The sequence below is a fragment of the Roseateles sp. P5_E4 genome, assembly GCF_054049255.1.
Genome location: NZ_JBFUMS010000009.1, coordinates 260,545 through 279,363, shown reverse-complemented (window position 1 = coordinate 279,363; position 18,819 = coordinate 260,545). Strand labels below are relative to the sequence as shown.

Sequence of the window (18,819 nt, the reverse complement as noted above, 5' to 3'; positions counted from 1 at the left end):
GCCCTCCGAACCCATCATGCACACCTTCTCCAAACGCCTCCCTCAAGGCGGTGGCCTCGCCGCCGTGCTGCTCAAGCGCTCGCCCGCTCTCGAACTCGATTGGGACACCCGCAGCAAGAGCCGATTCGGCGCGACTGACAGTTCCGGTCGCGAAGTTGCCGTGGTGCTGCCCCGCGGCACGGCGCTGCGCGGCGGCGACGTGCTTGTGGGTGAAGACGGTTCCCTGCTGCGCGTCATCGCCGCCCCCCAGCCCGTGCTGCAGGTGCGTTTCTGCGCAGAGCACGGCTCCGCATTTGATTTGCTGCGCGCCGCCTACCACCTCGGCAACCGCCATGTGCCACTAGAGCTGCAGGCCGAGCTGCTGCAGTTCGAGCCCGACCCCGTGCTGGCCGACATGCTGCGCCGCCAGCACCTCATCGTGACCGAAGCGCAGGCCGCCTTCGAGCCCGAGGCTGGGGCGTATGGCGAGGGGGCTGGGCATGGCCATCATCACCATGGGCATGACGACCATGCCCATGGCCACGCGCACGACCATGCAACGGCGTCGGCACCGGCGCGCAAGCCGCTGCCCATTCCGGTCCACGTGCACGGCCCCGACTGCAAGCACGACCACGACCACGACCACGGGCACGGGCACGGGCACTGACGCCCGCGCGCGTCAGCCGTCGCGGTCGTCCGGAGGCGCAACGCCGCGCAACGCCTGGGTCATGTGGTGGACGCTGGCTTCAGGGCCCAGCAAGGCTCGCCCGCGTGCCAGCACCTGCTCGGCCTCGGCGTCGCGCCGTTCCTTGCCGAGCACCAGCACCACGCGGGCCAGCTGCACGTCGATGACGCGCTGCTGAGAGCGCAGCATCTCGGCCCGCTCGCTGGCCGAGAGCTTGCTCGGCGGATGTTCCTGGATGAGCTTGTAGAGGCTTTCCACACGGCCCACGACGGCGTCGACGCGCAGATGCTGGCTCGCGAGCTCGAACTCGTTCAGCTGGATCAGCGCGGGCAGCGCGTCGAGCACGTCGCGCTCGGCCAGCACCGGGTCGCGGTCGGCGAGGCGCTTGAAGGCGTCGCGGGTGGACTCGCTCTGGCCGCCGAGGTAGTTGTTGATGTGGATGACCTCGCCCAGCGCCTGTTGGCCCGGGCGGCCGCCGGCATCGATCCGTGCCAGGGCCTGGTCGCGCACGGCCAGCAGCTGGGTCATGGCGGGTGCGTAGCGGTGCGCCAACGAGGCCCAGTCGGACAGTGCAAAAGACATGCGCACGCCCGACATCGCCGGATCGCGTTCCAGCACGTGCTCGTGGAACCACAGATGCTTCTCGGCGGCCACGGCGAAGCGGCCCTCGTCGGCATCCTTGCGAGCGCCGATCAGGATCTCGTGGGCGCTGGCCCCGGCTGGTGGTTCCCAGGCCTGGGCGCAAGGCGTGGCGCTGACCAGCACCGCGGCGAACAGCCCGGCCAGGGCGGGACGTCTGACGGCCGCTGTCTTGTCTCGCATGCTTGAGCCTCCTTGAAGTGCGGCGCAGTGTAGGCACGGCGCCGGTGTGAGCGGTAGCAGGTAGGTCGGCAATTTTCCCGTTGCGGCCTAGGTGCCGCCGATGGCTGCAGCACGGCACAACTCGCGACTAGCATGCCGCCCGCCGCCCGCCGCCCGCCGCCCGCCGCCCGCCGCCCGCCGCCCGCCGCAGGCCGTCGCCCCCAGTGGCCACCGACTGGACGCGGCCTGACCTGCAAGGCTGGGGCAGCAACGACCCCCAAGCAGACTCTCTCGGCGCGCTTCTACGGCGCGGGCGTCGCATTCCACTTCTGATGGCGAAGGTTGGGTGCGTCTGGCGGGGCCAGAATCGCCCCATGCCGACCCCCGCTGCCCCCACCTCGCTGCTGCACCTGCTCTGGCTGGCCTCGCCGGCCTTGCCGGTCGGCGGCTTCAGCTATTCCGAGGGCCTGGAGGCCGCGGTTGACGCCGGCGTCGTGCATGACGAGACCAGTGCCGGCAACTGGCTGCTGAACCAGCTCGAACTCGTGCAGGCGCGCGCCGAGCTGCCGATCGCGGCGGCGGCGCACGCGGCGACGCTGGCGCTTGATGGCGCGCGGCTGGCAGAACTCAATGCCTGGGTGCTGCAGACACGCGAAACCAGCGAGAGCCTGCAGCAGGCCCAGCAGATGGGCCGCAGCCTCGTGGTTTGGATGCAGGGCCTGATGCCCGATGCCGCGGTGTTGCCCCTGCTGCAAAAGCTCAAACCGGCGCCGACCTGGCCCGTCGTCATGGGTGCAGTCGCGGCGTCCCGCGGTGCTGCGTTGGAGCCGGCGCTGCAGGCCATCGCCTTCGGTTGGGCGGAGAACCTGATGCAGGCCGCGGTGCGTTGCGTGCCCCTGGGCCAGACCTCGGGGCAGCGCCTGTTGGCACGCCTCGTGCAAGTCATCCCGCAAGCCGTGGCGACCGCGTTGGCAGCGCCCGAGCCCATGGCCTTCGCGCCGCTGCTCGGCATCCATGGCGCCCGCCACGAAAATCAATATTCACGACTGTTCCGCTCATGACAAAAAAACGCCGGACCGCTCCAAGTTTTTTTATCCCCCTCGGGGGGCCTGACGCTCAGCGGCAGGTTGGGGGGCTCACATGACTCCCTTGCACGCAATTCCCAACCGCACCAAGAAGCTACCGCCTTTGCGTGTCGGTGTTGGTGGCCCCGTGGGCTCTGGCAAGACCACCCTCGTCGAGATGCTGTGCAAGGCCATGCGCGAGCGCTGGGACCTGGTTGTCGTCACCAACGACATCTACACCAAGGAGGACCAGCGCCTGTTGACAGTGGCCGGTGCGCTGGAGCCCGAACGCATCATGGGCGTGGAGACCGGCGGCTGCCCGCACACCGCCATCCGCGAGGACTGCTCCATCAACCTCGAGGCGGTGGACCGCATGCTGGAGAAGTTCCCCGACGCCGACATCGTTTTCGTCGAGAGCGGCGGTGACAACCTCGCGGCCACCTTCAGCCCCGAGCTGTCTGACCTGACCATCTACGTCATCGACGTGGCCGCCGGCGAGAAGATCCCGCGCAAGGGCGGCCCCGGCATCACCAAGAGCGACCTCTTCGTCATCAACAAGACCGACCTGGCGCCTCATGTCGGCGCCGACCTGAACGTCATGCGCAGTGACACCGCCCGCATGCGGCCCGTCAAGCCCTGGGTCATGACCAACCTGAAGACGCGCGACGGCCTGGACGAGGTGGTGCGCTTCATCGAGACCAAGGGCCTGCTTGTCGGCTGATCCCATCCGCTGGCCGGCGCGCCTGACGCTGAGCGCGGCGCGCGATGGCGGCAACGCCACCCGCGTGCATGCCCGCCACGATGGCCCGCTGCGCCTGCTGAAGACCCTCTACCCCGAGGGCAGTGCCATCGCGCACGCGGTGCTCGTGCATCCGCCCGGCGGCCTGGTTGGCGGTGACCGGCTCGACATCCACGTCGACGTGCAGGCCGGTGCCCATCTGCTGGTGACGACACCGGCGGCGACGCGCTTCTATCGTTCCAACGCCGGCGAGGCGGCCCAAGTCGTGCAGGCCACGGTGGGCGAGGGCGCTCGCCTGGAATGGCTGCCGCAGGAGACGCTGGCCTATCCGGATTGCATCGCCCGCAACGAAGTGAAGCTCAGCCTCGCGCCGGGCGCCAGCCTGTTCGCGACCGAGGTGCTGGGCCTGGGCTTGCCCGCCGCGGCGCAACCCTTCGTGACCGGCCGGATGCTGCAGCATCTGGAGATCACCGGTCAATGGCTGGACCGTGGCTGGCTGGATGCGACGGACGCGGCGCTGATGGACGGCCCCTGTGGCCTGGCCGGCCATCGGGTGCTCGGCACGCTGGTCTATGCGCAGACCGGCACACTGGCTGATGTGGACGCGCTGCTGACCCACAGCCGCGCCTTGCTGGACGACGTGGCACGCAGCGGCGTCACGCATCTGGCCAGCCCGCGCGGCGCAATGCTGCTTGCCCGCGTCGTCGGCGACGAAGTCGAGACGGTGACGCTGGCGCTGCGGCGGGTGAGGGCGCTTTGGCGCCAGCGGCTGTGGGCGTTGTCGAGCACAGACCCGCGCATCTGGGCCACCTGATCAGCGCTGCTCCAGCGCCCGCCATGTCGGAATGCAATGCCGCGCCAGCGCGGTGACCCAGTCGGGCTCCTCTGGCACGAAGGCGATGCCCAGGGTCGGGCTGACGAGAAAGCCGGCGCGCTCGAAGGCGTCGGCATCCTGCGCGAGCACGAAGCCGCCCAGCGCGGCAAAGGGAATGACGACCGTGCCCAGTTGCAGCACCGGCGCGCGCCGGGTGATCTCCTCAAGGCGTCCGCTGTCCTGGAAGCGCAGCACGCAATGGCCGTAGTCGTACTCGTCCAGCGCGGCCGCGTTGCGGGAATGTTGGTTAGGCGGCCCCAGCCTTGCGACCAGGTCCTCGACGCCCAGGCTGAAGGGCAGGTCGTCGAAGGCCTCGAACGGCTGCAGGCGCAGCGCCATCACCGGCGCCTGCGCATGTCGGCGCAGGCTGTCTCGATCAGTGCCCGCAGGGCGGGCTCGTCGACGGGCTCGGCGGGCCGGAGCTTGACGTGGCGCATGGCCTTGCCCGTGCCCTGCAACAGGCCGGCCGGGTCGGCCAGCTCGGCGCCCTTGAAAAAGCCGACATTGACATGGGCCGTGAAGGCATTGACGTAGCCGAAGGCCGCGTCGCCGACGCAGGCGGTCGGGTGGCCGTCATGCAGCAGTTCGCGCACGTCGGCGCCGCAGCGGCGCATGGCGTCGAACCAGTGCCGGGCAATGTCGCCCAGCGCGCCCGTATGGGCCTGCATCCAGGCCTCAATGTTCGGATCGTGCGGGACCGCGGTCGGGAAACGCATCAGCTTTTCCATGACCGCGGATCATCGCTTCAATCGCCCGAACTGCCAGGGATCTGCTGGCGCAGCTTGACCTTGCTGGCCGACTTGCGGCGCATCTTGATGTTCATCATCTCCACACCCAGCGAGAAGGCCATCGCGAAGTAGATATAGCCCTTGGGCACGTGGTGGCCGAAGCCCTCGGCGACCAGCACCACGCCGACGACGACCAGGAAGCTCAGGGCCAGCATCTTGATGGTCGGGTGGTTGGACACGAAACGGCCGATGGGGCCGGCGAACAGCATCATCAGACCGACCGAGGCGATGACGGCGCCAATCATGATGCGCACGTCGTCCACCATGCCGACGGCGGTGATGATGGAGTCCAGCGAGAACACCAGGTCGATGACCATGATCTGCAGGATGACGGCGCCAAAGGCCGCCTTGGCCTTGCCGCCGGCGCTGGTGTCTTCGTCCTCGCCTTCGAGCGAGCCGTGGATTTCACCGGTGCTCTTCCAGATCAGGAAGAGGCCGCCGCCGATGAGGATGAGGTCGCGCCCCGAGATGCCCCGTTCGACGCCGGGCACGTTGAACAGCGGCTCGACCATGCCGACGATCCACGCCAGCACCATCAGCAGGCCGATGCGCATGAACATCGCTGCGAACAGGCCCGCACGCCGCGCGGTTTCCTGCTGGGCCTTGGGCAGCTTGTCCACCAGGATGCTGATGAAGATGATGTTGTCGATGCCCAGTACCAGCTCCAGCGCGGTCAGCGTGGCGAGGGCGATCCAGGTCTGCGGGTCGGAGAGCAGTTCAAGCATGGCGGGCGGTCCGTGGTGAGCCGGGCATTGTCGCCAGCGCCCTGCCGGCCGCGGACAGCCTCAGGCTGAACGAAGCTTCGGTTTTGCTTTGGGTGTGGGCCTGGGGCCTATTTCAGGATAAGTTCCTGCAGCTGCATATTGCCGATCAGCTTGCGCATGACGCCGCGCTCGCCGGCGGCGACGTCCTGCTTGCGCGTGTCGGCCGCCAGCATGGCTTCGATCTTCTTCTGGAAGGCCAGTTGCTGGGCGTTGTTCTGGTAGTCCTTGATCTCGACGGCCAGCACCAGGTCGGGCTCACCATGGCGCTGGGCGTTCACGGCCAGCACGTGGTACGAGACGATGATGCCTTCCTTCTTGCCCAGCTCCTGCACCTTCTTCCAGTTGGCGCCGAGGTAGTCCATGTATTTCTCGAAATGACCCGGTTCGATCTGGATGTTGGAAAAGAACCAGACCGAGCCCGGCGTGTAGCTGGAATCCTCGGCCAGGGCCGGCAGCGACAGGCACAGGGAAAAGGCCGCGGCGGCGGCGCACAGGGTGGCTTTGAAGTTCATGGCTTGCTCCTTGGGGTTGATGCACGCCAGCGTGAGGCTGCGGGCGGCGGCAGTGTGTGAAACGGGGCGACCGCGAGGACAGCGATGCGACCGGGGCGGCAAATCGGCCACCGAGTTCGGCGCGATTGCGACGGGTTGCACGGACAGCTTGGGGACGGCTCGAACTAGGGGATGCGCTTCGTCACGCCTGTCTCGGGGGTGACTGTCGCGTCCACGCATTGCACCAATGGCGGTGGGCCGGGAATTGGCCTACAACCCGGCCATGCTGCCCATCGCCGCCGTCAGCGCCGACCAGCCCCTGCAAGGGGCCGAGGTTGATGCCGCGCTGAGCAACTCGCGCCTCGTCGCCGTCTGTGAGACCAGCAACCCCGACGAGGCCCAGGCCGTGCTCAGTGGCGTCTATGGCCCGCATGCCCTGCGCATCGGCGACGAGAACGGCCTGGCGCTGAAGCTGCGCGGCGCCGAGTTCGCCCGCCTGCACCTGGGCGAGGTGCGCTACGGCACGTCCACCCGCATGGCCATGCCGCGCGCCCATGGGCATTGGGTGTTTTCCTATCTTCGCCAGGGCGAAGTCTGGCGTGGCGGCCGGCGCGACCTGTACGGCGCCGGTGATGCCGGTGTCATCGCGCCCGACGAGGTGCAGGGGCTGGAGATGTCGGGTGACATGGAACTGCTGAACCTGCGCGTGGCGGACGCCGACATGGGCAGCGCCTGCCGCGCGCTGCTGGGCTCGGACATGGCCCATGCGCTGCGCTTCGAGGGCCGCGCCCAGGCCGGCGGCGCGCCGGTGGCGGCCCTGCTGCGTGTGCTCGGCCACCTGGCCGCCACGCCGGCCTACCCGCATGCGGCCGCCGCGCGGCTGGAGGACGGCCTGCGCGACGCGGCCCTGTTCGAGCTGCTGCTGGCCTGGCCCAACAACTACACCCGCGGGTTGGATGCTCCGGCCGCACTGCCTGCCTCCACGCGGCGGGCCCGCGACTACATCCACGCCCACGCGGCCGAGGCGCCGTCGGTGGCTGAGATCGCCCGCGCTGCCGGCGTCGGCGTGCGCGCGCTGGCAAGCGGCTTCGAGCGCCATTTCGGCGTGTCACCACAGCGCTATCTGCAGCAGTACCGGCTGGACCGGGCGCGCGAGGAGCTGCGTTCCGCCGCACCGGGCGTTACGGTGACCTCTGTCGCCGCGCAATGGGGCTTCTGGCAGCTTGGCAGCTTCGCGGCGCGCTACCGCGAGCGCTTTGGCGAATCACCGAGTGAGACGCTGAAGGGCTGAGAAGTTCCGATTCGGCACATCGCGCTGCCGATTCGCCATAGCCGACTGCCAGCGGGCTCGCGACCATGCTCTTACGCCGCCACACAGACGCGGCGACCGGAGACAGAGCATGAGACTCAGCCCTATAGCGCTCGCCGCGGCGTCCACGCTGGCGGCGGCCCAGACCGCTCCTGAAACCAACCAGATCGAGCGCGTCGTCATCACGGCCGAGCGCCGCGTGACGGTGCTGGACACCACGCCCGCCGCCATCACAGCGCTGAGCGGCGCCCGCCTGGCCGAGCGCGGCGACACCGGCCTGGCCGACCTCGTCATGCTCAGCCCCAACACCGCATTCACGAACGGGCAGGGCGCCACCCAGCTGTTTGTGCGCGGCATCGGCAATGTCTTCATCCTGGCCGGCGGGGACCCCGGCGTGGCCCTGTATGCCGACGGCGCCTATGTGTCGGACCAGACCAGCTCCAACACCGCCCTGTTCGACACCCAGCGCGTCGAGATCCTGCGCGGGCCTCAGGGCGCCCTCTATGGCCGCAATGCCACCGGCGGCGCGGTCAACATCATCTCGGCGCTGCCGACCTCCACCTTGCAGGCGCGTGTCGGGCTGCTGCTCGGCAATGACGGCCGGCGCGAGAGCGAAGGCTTTGTCTCCGGGCCTTTGAGCGATGGGCTGGAGGGGCGGCTGTCCTACCAGGTCAAAGAGGCCGACGGCTACACCCGCAACCCGCTGGCCGAGGGGCCGCGGCGCCTGGATGACCAGTCCAGCCGCGCACTGCGGGGACAGGTGCAGTCGGGTCTCGCTGGCTTGGGCACGCTGCGCCTGGTAGCCGGCCACTACCGCGAGCGCGACGCCGGCATGAGCGTGCCGGTGCTGCCCGATCCGGTGTCCATTCCGGTGCTGCTCTATGGCGTCACGCAAAGCAGCGACCCGCGCGTCGTCAAGAGCCAGGGCTCGAGCAACCGCGTCGAGGTCAACACGGCGCAGGCGCTGCTGGAATTGCCTATTGGCACGAACACTCTGAGCGCGTCCCTGAGCTGGCGGCGCAGCAAGGTCGACCGGCTCTGGGACAGCGACACCACCGAAGCCGCGGTCACGACCTCGGGCTTCCTGACCGGCAGCACCGACAAGAGCCTGGACATCCATCTCGCCTCCGACGAGGGCAGCCCCCTGCAATGGCTGGTCGGCGTGACGGCCCTGCAGTTCGACCAGAGCCAGGACATCACCATCCTCACCCAGGTGCCGCTGGGCTTTCTCGTGCCGGGCGCGCCGCTGACCGTGCCCTTCCCGGGCGGCGTCGGCTTCCTGCTCGGTGGCAGCGTGCATACGCGCTCTAGCGCCGCCTATGCCGACCTGCGCTACATGCTGAATCCGCAGTGGTCGCTCCTGGCCGGCCTGCGCGTCAACCACGACAGCAAGCGCGCCGATGAGTACCAGAACATCGCCGCCTTCGGTCTGGCCGGCACCGGCCACCCGAGCGACGGCTGGACCAGCACGCCGGGCAGCGTCGGCATCGAATACAAGCCCGCCGCCGGCACCCTGGCCTATGCGCGCTGGGCACATGGCTTCAAGTCGGGCGCCGTCAACCTCGGCGCGCTGCAGCCGAATCTCGTCAAGCCGGAGAAGGTCAGCAGCATCGAACTCGGCTTCAAGACCGAGTTCCTGGAGCGCCGCGGCGTGCTCAGCGCCGCCGTCTTCAGCAGCCGCTACAAGGACATGCAGGTGTCGCAGGTCGGCCAGGCGACCACCCTCCTGGCCAACGCGTCGGCGGCCCGCATCGACGGCGTCGAGGTCGAAGCCGCCGTCAAGCCCATCGCGCCGCTGACGCTGTCTGTCGGCCTCGGCCTGATGGATCCCAAGTACACGGACTTCACCAACGTCGACCTGCGCAACGCCCCCACAACGCCGGTCAATGTGCGCGGCCGCCAACTGGCGCAGGCCTCCAAGCAGCAGGCCACGCTCGGGGCTGAATGGGCCGGCAGTGTGGGCGAGCTGCGCACCACGCTGCGCGCCGACTACAGCTGGCGCGGCCGCTTCTACTTCACCGAGTTCAACACGCCGGATGCGATGCAGGGCGCCTACGGCCTCCTGAACCTCACCGCCACATTGCGGCCGGCTGCCGGCCACTGGAAGCTCTGGGCCAACGTCCGCAACGTGGCCGACACGACGGCCTACACCAGCATGAGCATCGCCTCGCCGTTGCTGGGCGCCGCCCGCCAGGTCACCTACACGCCGCCGCGCCAGTTCGCCATCGGCGCGAGCTACGACTTCTGAGGAGACCGCTATGAAGCATCTGCTGGGCCACCACCAGCCCCGCTGGGAACCGCTCGCCGACGCGTTCGACGCGCTGTTCGAGCGCGGCGACGACCTGGGCGCATCACTCGCGCTGACCATCGAGGGCGAGCTGGTGCTCGACCATTGGGGCGGCTGGCGCGACGAGGCGCAGCAGCAGCCATGGGACCGCAATACGCTGACCCATGTCTGGTCTACCACCAAGACCATGACCTCGCTGTGCGCCCTGCTGCTGGCCGACCGCGGCGAGCTGGACCTGGACGCGCCCGTGGCCGCCTACTGGCCCGAGTTCGCCGCCAACGGCAAGAGCGGCATCCTGGTGCGCGACGTGCTGGGCCACACCTCGGGCGTCAGCGGCTGGGAGCAGCCCATGGGCATGGGCGACCTCTGCGACTGGGAGCGCAGCACGGCGCTGCTGGCGGCGCAGTCGCCCTGGTGGACGCCGGGCAGCGCTTCGGGCTATCACGCGCTGAACTACGGCCATCTGGTCGGCGAGCTGATCCGCCGCATCACCGGGCAGAAGACCGGCGCCTTTCTCGCCAGCGAGCTGGCCGGGCCGCTGGGGGCAGACTTCCACATCGGCCTGCCGCCCGAGCACGATGTGCGCGTGGCCCGCGTTGTGCCGCCACCGCCCATGCCGGTCGACTTCTCGGCCATCCCGCCCGACAGCCCCATGCTGCGCACTCTGGGCAACCCAGCGCCCGACGCGGCCTACAGCCATCGCGAGGACTGGTGCCGCGCCGACATCGGCGCCGCCAACGGCCATGGCAATGCGCGCTCGGTGGCGCGGCTGCAGTCCATCGTTGCCTGCGAGGGCACGTTGGCCGGCCGGCGCTGGCTCAAGCCGCAGACCGTAGATCGCATCTTCGACGTGCAGGCCCGCGGCATCGACCTCGTGCTCGGCGTGCCGCTGTGCATGGGCATCGGCTACGGCCTGCCCGAACCGGCCACGCTGCCCTTCATCCCCGAGCAGCGCATCTGCTTTTGGGGCGGCTGGGGCGGGTCGCTGGTGCTGGTGGACGTGCAGAGGCGGCTCTGCCTCGCCTACATGATGAACCGCATGGCGCCGGGTGTTGTTGGCGGGCCTAACGCGGCGATGCTGGTGCAGGCGCTTTATGCCTGTTGCGCCTAGGAAAAGAAAAAACCCGCCAGCGGCGGGTGGGGTGACTGACGGCAGCGTGGGGCTCAGACGATCCAGACCGGCGTCTGGGCGGCGGCTACCGTGGTCACGTCACGACGGCCTTCGATGACGACGCGCGGCAGCTGGGCCACCACCGGCGCTTCGGCACGCTTGCCAACGATGACCACGCGTTCCAGCTTCACGATCTCGGTGGCCGGAGCCGCCGTGCGGTTGGCCAGGCTCACACCGGCAGCGGCTGCGGCGGCGACGGAAGCGATGGCGACGATGAAGGTCTTGGCGGCGGTGTTCATGGTGGGCTCCGGTGGGTGGTTCGCTGTGTCAGTGATTGCAGTTTCGTCACTGACCCCGGGCGCCGCGAGTGCCGGGCGACGGATCGCCGGCGCGGGCGGATGAACTGCAATTGCGCGGGACGAACCGGCGCCACCCAGGCCCTGCGTTAGCGCCTGGCGCTGGATGGCGTGCCCGGCCAGCCGACCGCGGCCCAGGCGCGGCGCAGTTGCAGCTCGGAGTTGAAACCGGCCGCCTCGCTGGCCGCGCTGACGCTGGCGCCGGCCTCCAGCGAACGCTTGGCGACGGCCAGGCGCACGCCGCGCAGATAGGCCTGGGGGCTGGTGCCGGCGTATTGGGCGAACAGGCGGCTCAGCGTGCGCGGCGTGGTCGCGGCGAGGTCGGCCATGCGCTCCAGCGGCCAGTCCTCGGCCGGTGCCACGCTCAGCGCGTCCTGCACGCGGTGCAGGCGCGCATTCAGGTGCTGGCGGTGGGCCAGCAGAGGCGACAGCTCGGGGTCGCCCGGGCCACGGCGCAGCGCCACGGCCATCTGCTCGGCGACGCGCGCGGCGACCAGCTCGCCGGCATGCGCGGCGATCAGATGCAGGGCCAGGTCGATGCCGGCCGTCACGCCGGCGCTGGTGAACACCTCGCCGTCCTGCACGAAGACGCGGTCCTGCAGCACCGTGCAGCGGGGCGCGAGGCGGGCAAGGTCGCCAAGATGCTGGTGGTGCGTGGTCGCCCGGCGGCCGTCGAGCAGGCCGGCCTGGGCCGCGAGCAGGGCGCCGGAGCAGACGGTGACGAGGCGCAGCCCCGGCCGGCCGGGGGCCAGGCGAGACAGCCAGGCAACGAGTTCGCGCCGGGCCGCTTGCGACTTCGCCTCCGCGGCCGAGGTGCGGCCCACCAGCACGATCCAGCTGCCATCGGGCAGATCTTCCGGCAGCGGCTCCAGCGCCTGCAGCTGGATGCCCACCGAGCCTGTGGATTCGCTGCGCGTGCCGGCGAAGCGCAGGGCAAAGGGCGCGACATCCAGCTTCAGCGCGGCGATCTCCAGGCTGGCCAGGCGCAGGGCCTCGGCGGGCCCGGCCCAGTCGAGAACGAGGCTGTCGTCCTGCAGGACGAACAAGACCTGCTTGGGGTCAGGCAATCGCGGCGTCCTTTTGGGTGACGGCCCGTAGCGCGCCTTCCGCATCCATGATGCGGGCGAAGCGGCCGTCTAGCACGGCCGCCGTGCGGGCGCGGAGCTGGGCGGGCGTCAGGGGCGAGCCGTCGGGGTGTTGCATCGTGAAGGTGAGTGTCGCCTCGGGCACATAGATGACCTCCCAGCCGAGGTCCGACGCATGGCGGGTCGTCGTCTCGCAGCATTGCTCGGTGCGGATGCCGCTGATGACGAGCTGGCGGATGCCCTGCTGCGTCAGCCACACGTCCAGGCCGCTGCCGACCAGGGCGCTGTGGCGGGTCTTGTGCACGGTCAGGTCGGCCTTGAAGTCGCGCAGACCTTCGAGCGGGCGCACATGGCCGCTTTCCAGGCTGAAGGGGTCGGCGCCGGTCGCATCGGGCTGCACGTGGAAGACGCGCACGATGGGCAGACCGGCGGCCTCGAAGCCCTCGATGAGGCGGTTTTGCGCGGCCAGGTAGGCGGCAAGGCCGTCGGTTTCGAAGCTGGAGCGCTGGGTGAAGGAGTGCTGGACGTCGATGACGATGAGGGCGGTGGTCATGGTGGGCCTCGTTGTTGGTTGAGGCCTTCAGTGTTCCGCCATCATGCATCCGCCGCCACGCGCTGGCAGACGGAGATGGATCAATTCAGGACAAACCTAGAGCGCTCAGCAGCTCGGCCGGTGTGTACGGCCGGCGGCGCTTGGGCCAGGACTCGACGAGGTTCAGCATGCGCGCACTCAGCGGTGCGCTGCGTCCCTGGCTGCGCGCCAGGCGGACGATCTCGCCGCACAGCGCGTCGATCTCCGTCGTGCGGCCCTGGGTCAGGTCGTCGGCCATGCTGGAGCGGGCCTTGGCGTCGATGCGCAGCATGCGCGCGGCGGCCAGGCGGAAGATGAAGGTCGGCATGCGCAGCAGCGTGATCAGCCGGCGTGGCGGCAGTGGCGTGAGCTGGGCGACCGGGCGCTGCGCGGCGTTCAGCAGGTTGAGGGCTTCTTCCTGCAGGGCCGCCAACACGCGCCGATAGCCGCGCTCCAGCAATTCATCGCGCAGCGGCCGGCCGGACAAAGCATTGACGGGGTTGTTCAGGTTCAGCAGCAGCTTGCCCCATTGCACCGGTGCCAGGTCCGCATACAGCTCCAACCCCATACCCATGCGGGCCAGGGCCGTCTGCCAGGCGGCCAGGGCCAGATCCTCGGCCGAGCCCTCGGCCGCGAGCGACCCACCGGTGCCACGGTGGTAGCGGCCGGGTCCGATCTCGGCGATGTTGTAGGGCACCATGCCCGCATGCCAGTGCAGTTGCGGCGCGGCCCCGCGGGCGGTATCGGCATTGACGATGCCGTTCTGCAGGCTGACGACGGGCGTGCCCAGCGGCAGCGTCAGGCCCACGGCCGTGGCGGCTTCGGCGGTGGCGCCAGACTTCACGCACAGCAGCACCAGGTCGGGCTTGAGGCCGGCGGGCGGTTCCTCGTGCAGGCGCAGGTCGAGTGCTGGGATGTGGCGGTCCAGGCCGTCCTGGTCGGTCAGGCGCAGGCCGTGCTTGCGCAGGTTGGCCAGTACGCGCGGGCGGCCGACGAAGTGGACCGGCACGCCGGCCAGTTGGGTCAGGCCACCGACAAAGCAGCCGACGGAGCCGGCGCCCATGACAAGAATGCCGGTCATTGTTGGCGCTCAGCCGCGGCCGAAGGCAGTCGGCTGGAACGGTTTAGATTGCAGAGCCAGAGTGCCGAGCATGATGAAGCGCAAAGACGCGAAGCATGAGCCATAGCGAGATGGGTACTGCCACCCAAACAAGCAACTGACACCAGAATAGGCCTAGACCAAGCCACGGAAGAAGGTTCACCTCCCCCGCAAAGCATGGAGCCAAGCTTTTAAGGCTGCCCGAGCAGCCGAAGTGCACGTAGGCCCAAGCCGCAAGCTGCCAGCCTCCGAAGGTGACTGCGGCAGGAAGCGCAGCGAAGGCATAGCGGAGGTACACGGTCACAAACGACGTGACGGTAATGCGACGTTAAACGGGGTGAGCCAGGTCGCGCAGATGCGTCGGGCCCACGCGGCGTTCGATCTCGGCCAACAGCGGACGGCCCCAGCCCAGCATGAACATGCCCTCGCCGACGACGAACATCGGGCCGACGAGCAGGCCGACGAGGTCGTCGACAAAGGCGGGCTTCTTGCCTTCGTAATAGTGACCAATGAACTGGAACACCCAGCCGACGACGAAACTGCCGACACCGATGACCAGCCAGCTCGTCATCGAACCCTGGGCCGCGATCATCGCCAGTGCCGTCAGCATGCCGTTGACGACCGTGGTGGCCACGCCGAGTGCCAGGTTGCCGCGGGTCAGGTACCAGAGCGCGCTGAGGGCCCACAGCACGATGGCCGCATTCATCGGCGCGTCGCCCACTGAGAACTCGGCGCGCGCCAGCAGCACGCTGATGGCGAAGACGATGAGGGGAATGCCGACGAAATGGGTCGCGATGTTGCGGCGGTCGCGGTGATAGGCGGCGTATTGCGCCATCAGGTCGAGGGCGGGGCGGAACAGGCTGGCCATGGGCAGGCTCCGTTGAGGAGGATGGTGGCTATGCTAGTCCAGCACGGCGCAGCATCGTTGTGCGCCGGCTTACAAAATCCCTCGGAGAACCCCTGAGTTGAGTGTGCAAACGACACCGAAGCGCCGTCTGTTACTGATGGCGACGCTGGCCGCGCTGGCCGGTTGCGCCAGCCCGCCGCCCGCCCGCGTGACGGCGGAGGCCACCGGAAACGAGCTGCGCATCCTCGTCTTTCGCGGCGGCACGGCGGCGCGCCTGGGCCACAACCACGTGCTGCGAACCGGTGACTTGCGCGTGGACTGGCCGGCGGCCGGACCGATGCTGAGCTTCCGGCTGGACGCGCTGGAGATTGACCCGCAGGCCTTGCGTGAACGCCTGGGGCCGGCCTTTGCCAGCACCGTTGACAACGAGGCGCGCGCCGGCACGCGCGCCAATCTGCTGAAGGCGCTGGATGCGGCGGCCCACCCGGAGGTCGTCGTGCGCACGCTGCAGCTGCTCGGCGAGGGCGGCCAGCGCGTCGTCGAGGCGGAGATCACCCTGCATGGCGCGACGCGCAGGCAGTGGTTCGTCGTGGAGATCGCAGCCAAGCGTGCGCGCGGCGAGGTGGTCATCCGGCAGAGCGACTTCGGCATCCAGCCGTTCACCGTGCTGGGCGGGCTGCTGGCGGTGCAGGACGCGCTGGTGGTGCAGTTCGAGCTAGTCGAGCCGTAAAACCATCAAGTCCTTGGCCAGCCTGCGCCCGTCGGGCAGGCGTATCGCGTCCGGCAAACATCCATAGCGCACGAAGCCCTGGCTCTCGTAGAGGCCGATGGCACCGCGGTTGGTGGACGTCACGCTCAGCGTGACCTGGGCCAGGCCGGGCGTGGCCTTGAGCTTGGCGATGGCCGCGATGAGCAGGGTCCGACCGATGCCGCGACCGCGATGGGTGTCGGACACCATCATGCCGATCAGGTGGGCGATGTGCTGCACCTTCACACGCGGTTCGCGTTCGCAGGTCAGCGCACCGACGAGGCGGGCGTCGTCCAGCGCCACCAGCGTGAACAACGTGCCGCCCTTGCTGCCGCCGGCCAGGCGGTTGCGGTAGCTGGACAGGTCGCGCTGGCCTTCGGTCTCGGCGTCTGACGTGAAGGCCTCGGGGTGGCCGGCCAGCATGGCGTCGCGCAGCGCCTTGTAGGCGAGCAGGTCGGGCTCGAGCATGGGACGGATATGGGCCTCAGTCATGCAGATCGGTGAGGTGGTTCAAGTTGGCGAAGGCGGTTTCGTCGTCGAAGTGTGCGATGCCATGGGGCCGGCCGCTCATCCAGCCGAGCACGGCCCGACCAGCGGCGTCGAGATGGGCTCTCAACGGTTTGCGCAGTCGGGCATGCAGCAGCGCATGGGTCGGGTGTTCGCGCCCGGCCTGGGCGAAGGCGAGGCCATGGGGCTTCGCGACGGCCAGCAGGCGCCGGGCCAGATCCAGCGGCAGGTGAGGGCAGTCGCAAGGCGCGGTCAGCAGCCAGGCGTCGTCGGGGAGGGCGTCGAGGCCGGCCAACATGCCGGCCAGCGGGCCGGCGAACTCAAGCCCAGGCGGGTCAGGCAGCACTTCGTGGCCCAAGGCGCGGTAGCTGTCCAGGTTGCGGTTGGCGCTGATCAGCACATGGCGCGCCTGCGGTGCCAGGCGCTCGATGACGTGACTGACGAGCGGGCGGCCGTGCAACAGCTGCAAGCCCTTGTCCGCACCGCCCATGCGCGAGCCGCGCCCGCCGGCCAGAACGAGGGCGTGAAGCTCATCCACCGATGTAATGCATCTCGACGCGGCGTTCGCCATCAGGCGTCGGATCGCCCTGGCCGCGCAGCTGCGAATAGCGGTCCGCGCGGCCGCTCCAGACACCGGCGATGGCACTGGCGAGTTGCCCGTCGGTGACCGATTCCTCACCACGCAGCAGGCCGCGCAAATCATGCCCGCGATGGGCGAACAGGCAGGTGTAGAGCCGCCCCTCGGTCGACAGCCGGGCGCGGTTGCAGTCGCCGCAGAAGGCCTGGGTCACGCTGGAGATGAAGCCAATCTCACCGGCGCCGTCGGCATAGGCCCAGCGCTCGGCCGTCTCGCCTGGAGCGCTGTGCGACAGCGGCGTGATGGGGAACTCCGCCGCGATGCGCCGCTGCACCTCGCTACTCGGCAGCACCTGGTCCATGCGCCAGCCGTTGGTGGCGCCGACGTCCATGTATTCGATGAAGCGCAGCACGATGCCGCTATGCCTGAAGTGGCGCGCCATCGCCAGGATCTGGTCGTCGTTGACGCCGTGCTGCACGACCATGTTGACCTTGATCGGCCCCAGGCCCACGGCCTGCGCCGCGTGGATGCCGGCCAGCACGTCCGCCACGGGAAAGCCGACGTCGTTCATGCGTTGGAAGACGGCGTCGTCCAGCCCGTCCAGGCTGACGGTCAGGCGCTTCAGCCCGGCGGCCCGCAAACTGGCCGCCTTTTTCACCAGCGTCGAGCCGTTGGTGGTCAGCGTCAGGTCCAGCTCGCGGCCATCGGGCGTGCGCAGCTGGGCCAGCATCCCGATCAGGGTTTCGAGGTGGCGGCGCAGCGTCGGTTCGCCGCCGGTGATGCGCAGTTTTTCGACGCCCAGGCCGACGAAGACCCGGGCCAGCCGCTCGATCTCCTCAAAACTGAGGAGATCGGCATGGGGCAGGAATTCATGGTGTTTGTCAAAAACCTGCTTCGGCATGCAGTAGCCGCAGCGGAAATTGCAGCGGTCCGTGACCGAGATGCGCAGGTCACGCAGCGGCCGGCCTAGCACGTCGGCCAGTGGGAGACCGGTCTGGCTGGCCAAGGCCGGCGGCTCGACGCGTAGCGAGCGAGCGTCGTGCAGGGGAATCACGCGGGCGGTCATGCCGGGATTGTGTCAGCGGGCGAATCTCCTGGCACTTGCGGCGGTTGCCCGGGCGCGTTTGAATCGGCACGAATGGCCGAGATCCTTCACCCCGACCTGCCGCAGTTCATTGCGTTTGGCGAAGCGCTGACCGATCTGATCCGCATCGGGCCGGACCGCTGGCGCAGCGCCTGCGGCGGTTCGCCCTGGAATGTGGCGGTCGCGATGTCGACGCTGGGCCAGCTGAGTGCCTTTGCCGGTGCCATCAGCCAGGACCCTTTCGGTGCCGAGATCTGGCAGTGCAGCCAGGAGGCCAACCTGGACATGCGCTTCATTCAGCAGTTGGCACGGCCGCCGCTGCTGGCTGTGGTGCACGAGGTCGACCCGCCGCGCTATTTCTTCATCGGCCACGACAGCGCCGACCTGCATTTCCGCCCCGAAGGCCTGCCCATGGGCTGGACGCGTGGGCTGCGCTGGGCCCATTTCGGCAGCCTGGGCCTGGTGCGCCAGCCGCTGGCGGGGCGGCTGCTGTCACTGGCTGAGGCGCTGAAGAGCGAGGGTCGTCTCATCAGCTACGACCCCAACTTCCGCGCGCCGCCGATGGACGCGAGCTACGACGACACGCTGGAGCAGATGTGCCGGCTGGCCGATGTCATCAAGGTGTCCGACGAGGACCTGCGCGGGTTGTTCCGCGTGCCTGACTACCGCTCAGGCCTGGCCCAAATCGCCGCTTGGAACCCTGGTGCCTGGCTGCTGCTGACGCGCGGCGAGGTGGGGGCGACGCTGTATCACGGTGTCGAGGAGGCCACGGGCCGGCCGCCGCGAGTGGACGTGGTGGACACCGTTGGCGCCGGCGATTCGGCCCTGGCCGGCCTGCTGGACAGCCTGATGCGCAATGCCGGTGCGCCAGCCGGGCATCACCTGCGGTGGGCTCTGGCAGCCGGGGCTGCCGCCTGCACGGTGGCCGGTTTTGCGCCGCCGCGGCCAGCCCTGGTCACTGCGCTCGCGGACCGCGTTGAGATCGCCAAAGACTAGGGTTTTCCCTGGCACTACTTGATCCCAATCCCGTAGGCTCCTACGATTAACCGACCG

General features: G+C 69.1%; 22 protein-coding genes. 9 read left to right on the top strand and 13 right to left on the bottom strand.

What is annotated here, in order from left to right; translation table 11 throughout:
- Window positions 1–16: 16 nt before the first annotated feature.
- The gene (gene ureE, locus ACXJLH_RS19090; protein WP_457445747.1) at window positions 17–646 is read left to right on the top strand and encodes an urease accessory protein UreE; all 630 of its coding nucleotides are present in this window, start codon (window positions 17–19) and stop codon (window positions 644–646) included.
- 12 nt (window positions 647–658) lie between these two features.
- Here the strand turns inward: ureE and ACXJLH_RS19085 are convergent, their stop codons facing one another.
- The gene (locus tag ACXJLH_RS19085; protein WP_457445746.1) at window positions 659–1,486 is read right to left on the bottom strand and encodes a hypothetical protein; all 828 of its coding nucleotides are present in this window, start codon (window positions 1,484–1,486) and stop codon (window positions 659–661) included.
- Between the two features lie 353 nt (window positions 1,487–1,839).
- On the opposite strand from ACXJLH_RS19085, the gene ACXJLH_RS19080 reads away from it, so the two are divergent.
- The 3 genes from ACXJLH_RS19080 (at window position 1,840) to ACXJLH_RS19070 (ending at window position 4,082) form a co-directional block, all read left to right on the top strand.
- A complete protein-coding gene (locus ACXJLH_RS19080) occupies window positions 1,840–2,526 on the top strand; it encodes an urease accessory protein UreF (protein ID WP_457445745.1) in 687 nt (228 codons plus the stop codon).
- Window positions 2,527–2,605: 79 nt separating this feature from the next.
- Window positions 2,606–3,250, top strand: a complete 645-nt coding sequence (ureG, locus tag ACXJLH_RS19075; protein WP_056195175.1) for an urease accessory protein UreG — start codon at window positions 2,606–2,608, stop codon at window positions 3,248–3,250.
- Window positions 3,240–4,082 carry an urease accessory protein UreD gene (locus ACXJLH_RS19070; protein WP_457445744.1) on the top strand — a complete coding sequence of 281 codons (843 nt, stop codon included), beginning with the start codon at window positions 3,240–3,242 and terminating at the stop codon, window positions 4,080–4,082. The genes ureG and ACXJLH_RS19070 overlap by 11 nt, the downstream gene beginning before the upstream one ends.
- Here the strand turns inward: ACXJLH_RS19070 and ACXJLH_RS19065 are convergent, their stop codons facing one another.
- From ACXJLH_RS19065 to ACXJLH_RS19050, 4 genes are all read right to left on the bottom strand, one after another.
- Window positions 4,083–4,481: a hypothetical protein gene (locus ACXJLH_RS19065; RefSeq protein WP_457445743.1), complete on the bottom strand. Its 399-nt coding sequence runs from the start codon at window positions 4,479–4,481 to the stop codon at window positions 4,083–4,085. It abuts the gene before it with no gap.
- Entirely contained in the window at window positions 4,481–4,858 is a 378-nt protein-coding gene (locus tag ACXJLH_RS19060; protein WP_457445742.1) for a DUF1801 domain-containing protein, read from the bottom strand. The genes ACXJLH_RS19065 and ACXJLH_RS19060 overlap by 1 nt, the downstream gene beginning before the upstream one ends.
- A 29-nt stretch (window positions 4,859–4,887) precedes the next feature.
- Window positions 4,888–5,655 (bottom strand): TerC family protein, encoded by a 768-nt coding sequence (locus tag ACXJLH_RS19055; RefSeq protein ID WP_056195180.1) that lies wholly within the window; start codon window positions 5,653–5,655, stop codon window positions 4,888–4,890.
- 107 nt (window positions 5,656–5,762) lie between these two features.
- The gene (locus ACXJLH_RS19050) at window positions 5,763–6,206 is read right to left on the bottom strand and encodes a hypothetical protein (RefSeq protein ID WP_457323881.1); all 444 of its coding nucleotides are present in this window, start codon (window positions 6,204–6,206) and stop codon (window positions 5,763–5,765) included.
- Between the two features lie 262 nt (window positions 6,207–6,468).
- Here ACXJLH_RS19050 and ACXJLH_RS19045 point away from each other — a divergent pair, with 262 nt between their 5' ends.
- From ACXJLH_RS19045 to ACXJLH_RS19035, 3 genes are all read left to right on the top strand, one after another.
- Window positions 6,469–7,476, top strand: coding sequence for an AraC family transcriptional regulator (locus ACXJLH_RS19045; protein WP_457445741.1), 1,008 nt, complete (start codon window positions 6,469–6,471; stop codon window positions 7,474–7,476).
- A gap of 109 nt (window positions 7,477–7,585) precedes the next feature.
- Complete coding sequence (locus tag ACXJLH_RS19040) at window positions 7,586–9,742, top strand: TonB-dependent receptor (protein ID WP_457445740.1); 2,157 nt, start codon at window positions 7,586–7,588, stop codon at window positions 9,740–9,742.
- A 10-nt stretch (window positions 9,743–9,752) separates the two neighbouring features.
- Window positions 9,753–10,892 carry a serine hydrolase domain-containing protein gene (locus ACXJLH_RS19035; protein ID WP_457445739.1) on the top strand — a complete coding sequence of 380 codons (1,140 nt, stop codon included), beginning with the start codon at window positions 9,753–9,755 and terminating at the stop codon, window positions 10,890–10,892.
- 53 nt (window positions 10,893–10,945) lie between these two features.
- Here the strand turns inward: ACXJLH_RS19035 and ACXJLH_RS19030 are convergent, their stop codons facing one another.
- The 5 genes from ACXJLH_RS19030 to ACXJLH_RS19010 all read right to left on the bottom strand — a co-directional run bounded on the left by ACXJLH_RS19030 (window position 10,946) and on the right by ACXJLH_RS19010 (window position 14,871).
- A complete protein-coding gene (locus ACXJLH_RS19030) occupies window positions 10,946–11,191 on the bottom strand; it encodes a hypothetical protein (protein ID WP_457445738.1) in 246 nt (81 codons plus the stop codon).
- Between the two features lie 146 nt (window positions 11,192–11,337).
- Window positions 11,338–12,315: a GlxA family transcriptional regulator gene (locus tag ACXJLH_RS19025; RefSeq protein WP_457445737.1), complete on the bottom strand. Its 978-nt coding sequence runs from the start codon at window positions 12,313–12,315 to the stop codon at window positions 11,338–11,340.
- Complete coding sequence (locus ACXJLH_RS19020) at window positions 12,308–12,886, bottom strand: cysteine hydrolase family protein (protein ID WP_457445736.1); 579 nt, start codon at window positions 12,884–12,886, stop codon at window positions 12,308–12,310. The genes ACXJLH_RS19025 and ACXJLH_RS19020 overlap by 8 nt, the downstream gene beginning before the upstream one ends.
- Window positions 12,887–12,971: 85 nt before the next feature.
- Window positions 12,972–13,985 (bottom strand): 2-dehydropantoate 2-reductase, encoded by a 1,014-nt coding sequence (locus ACXJLH_RS19015; protein WP_457445735.1) that lies wholly within the window; start codon window positions 13,983–13,985, stop codon window positions 12,972–12,974.
- Between the two features lie 346 nt (window positions 13,986–14,331).
- Window positions 14,332–14,871, bottom strand: a complete 540-nt coding sequence (locus tag ACXJLH_RS19010) for an Mpo1 family 2-hydroxy fatty acid dioxygenase (protein ID WP_457445734.1) — start codon at window positions 14,869–14,871, stop codon at window positions 14,332–14,334.
- Window positions 14,872–15,007: 136 nt separating this feature from the next.
- Between ACXJLH_RS19010 and ACXJLH_RS19005 the strand changes: the two genes are divergently transcribed.
- Window positions 15,008–15,580, top strand: a complete 573-nt coding sequence (locus ACXJLH_RS19005; RefSeq protein ID WP_056195211.1) for a YceI family protein — start codon at window positions 15,008–15,010, stop codon at window positions 15,578–15,580.
- Here ACXJLH_RS19005 and ACXJLH_RS19000 read toward each other — a convergent pair.
- Genes ACXJLH_RS19000 through moaA form a run of 3 tightly spaced genes read right to left on the bottom strand, consistent with a single transcriptional unit; the run spans window position 15,566 to window position 17,748 of the window.
- A complete protein-coding gene (locus tag ACXJLH_RS19000; RefSeq protein WP_056195214.1) occupies window positions 15,566–16,066 on the bottom strand; it encodes a GNAT family N-acetyltransferase in 501 nt (166 codons plus the stop codon). The genes ACXJLH_RS19005 and ACXJLH_RS19000 overlap by 15 nt on opposite strands.
- A 16-nt stretch (window positions 16,067–16,082) precedes the next feature.
- Window positions 16,083–16,643: a molybdenum cofactor guanylyltransferase MobA gene (gene mobA, locus ACXJLH_RS18995; protein ID WP_457445733.1), complete on the bottom strand. Its 561-nt coding sequence runs from the start codon at window positions 16,641–16,643 to the stop codon at window positions 16,083–16,085.
- Entirely contained in the window at window positions 16,636–17,748 is a 1,113-nt protein-coding gene (moaA, locus tag ACXJLH_RS18990) for a GTP 3',8-cyclase MoaA (RefSeq protein WP_056195220.1), read from the bottom strand. The genes mobA and moaA overlap by 8 nt, the downstream gene beginning before the upstream one ends.
- Window positions 17,749–17,820: 72 nt before the next feature.
- Between moaA and ACXJLH_RS18985 the strand changes: the two genes are divergently transcribed.
- The gene (locus ACXJLH_RS18985) at window positions 17,821–18,762 is read left to right on the top strand and encodes a carbohydrate kinase family protein (RefSeq protein WP_056195223.1); all 942 of its coding nucleotides are present in this window, start codon (window positions 17,821–17,823) and stop codon (window positions 18,760–18,762) included.
- The last annotated feature ends 57 nt before the right edge of the window (window positions 18,763–18,819 follow it).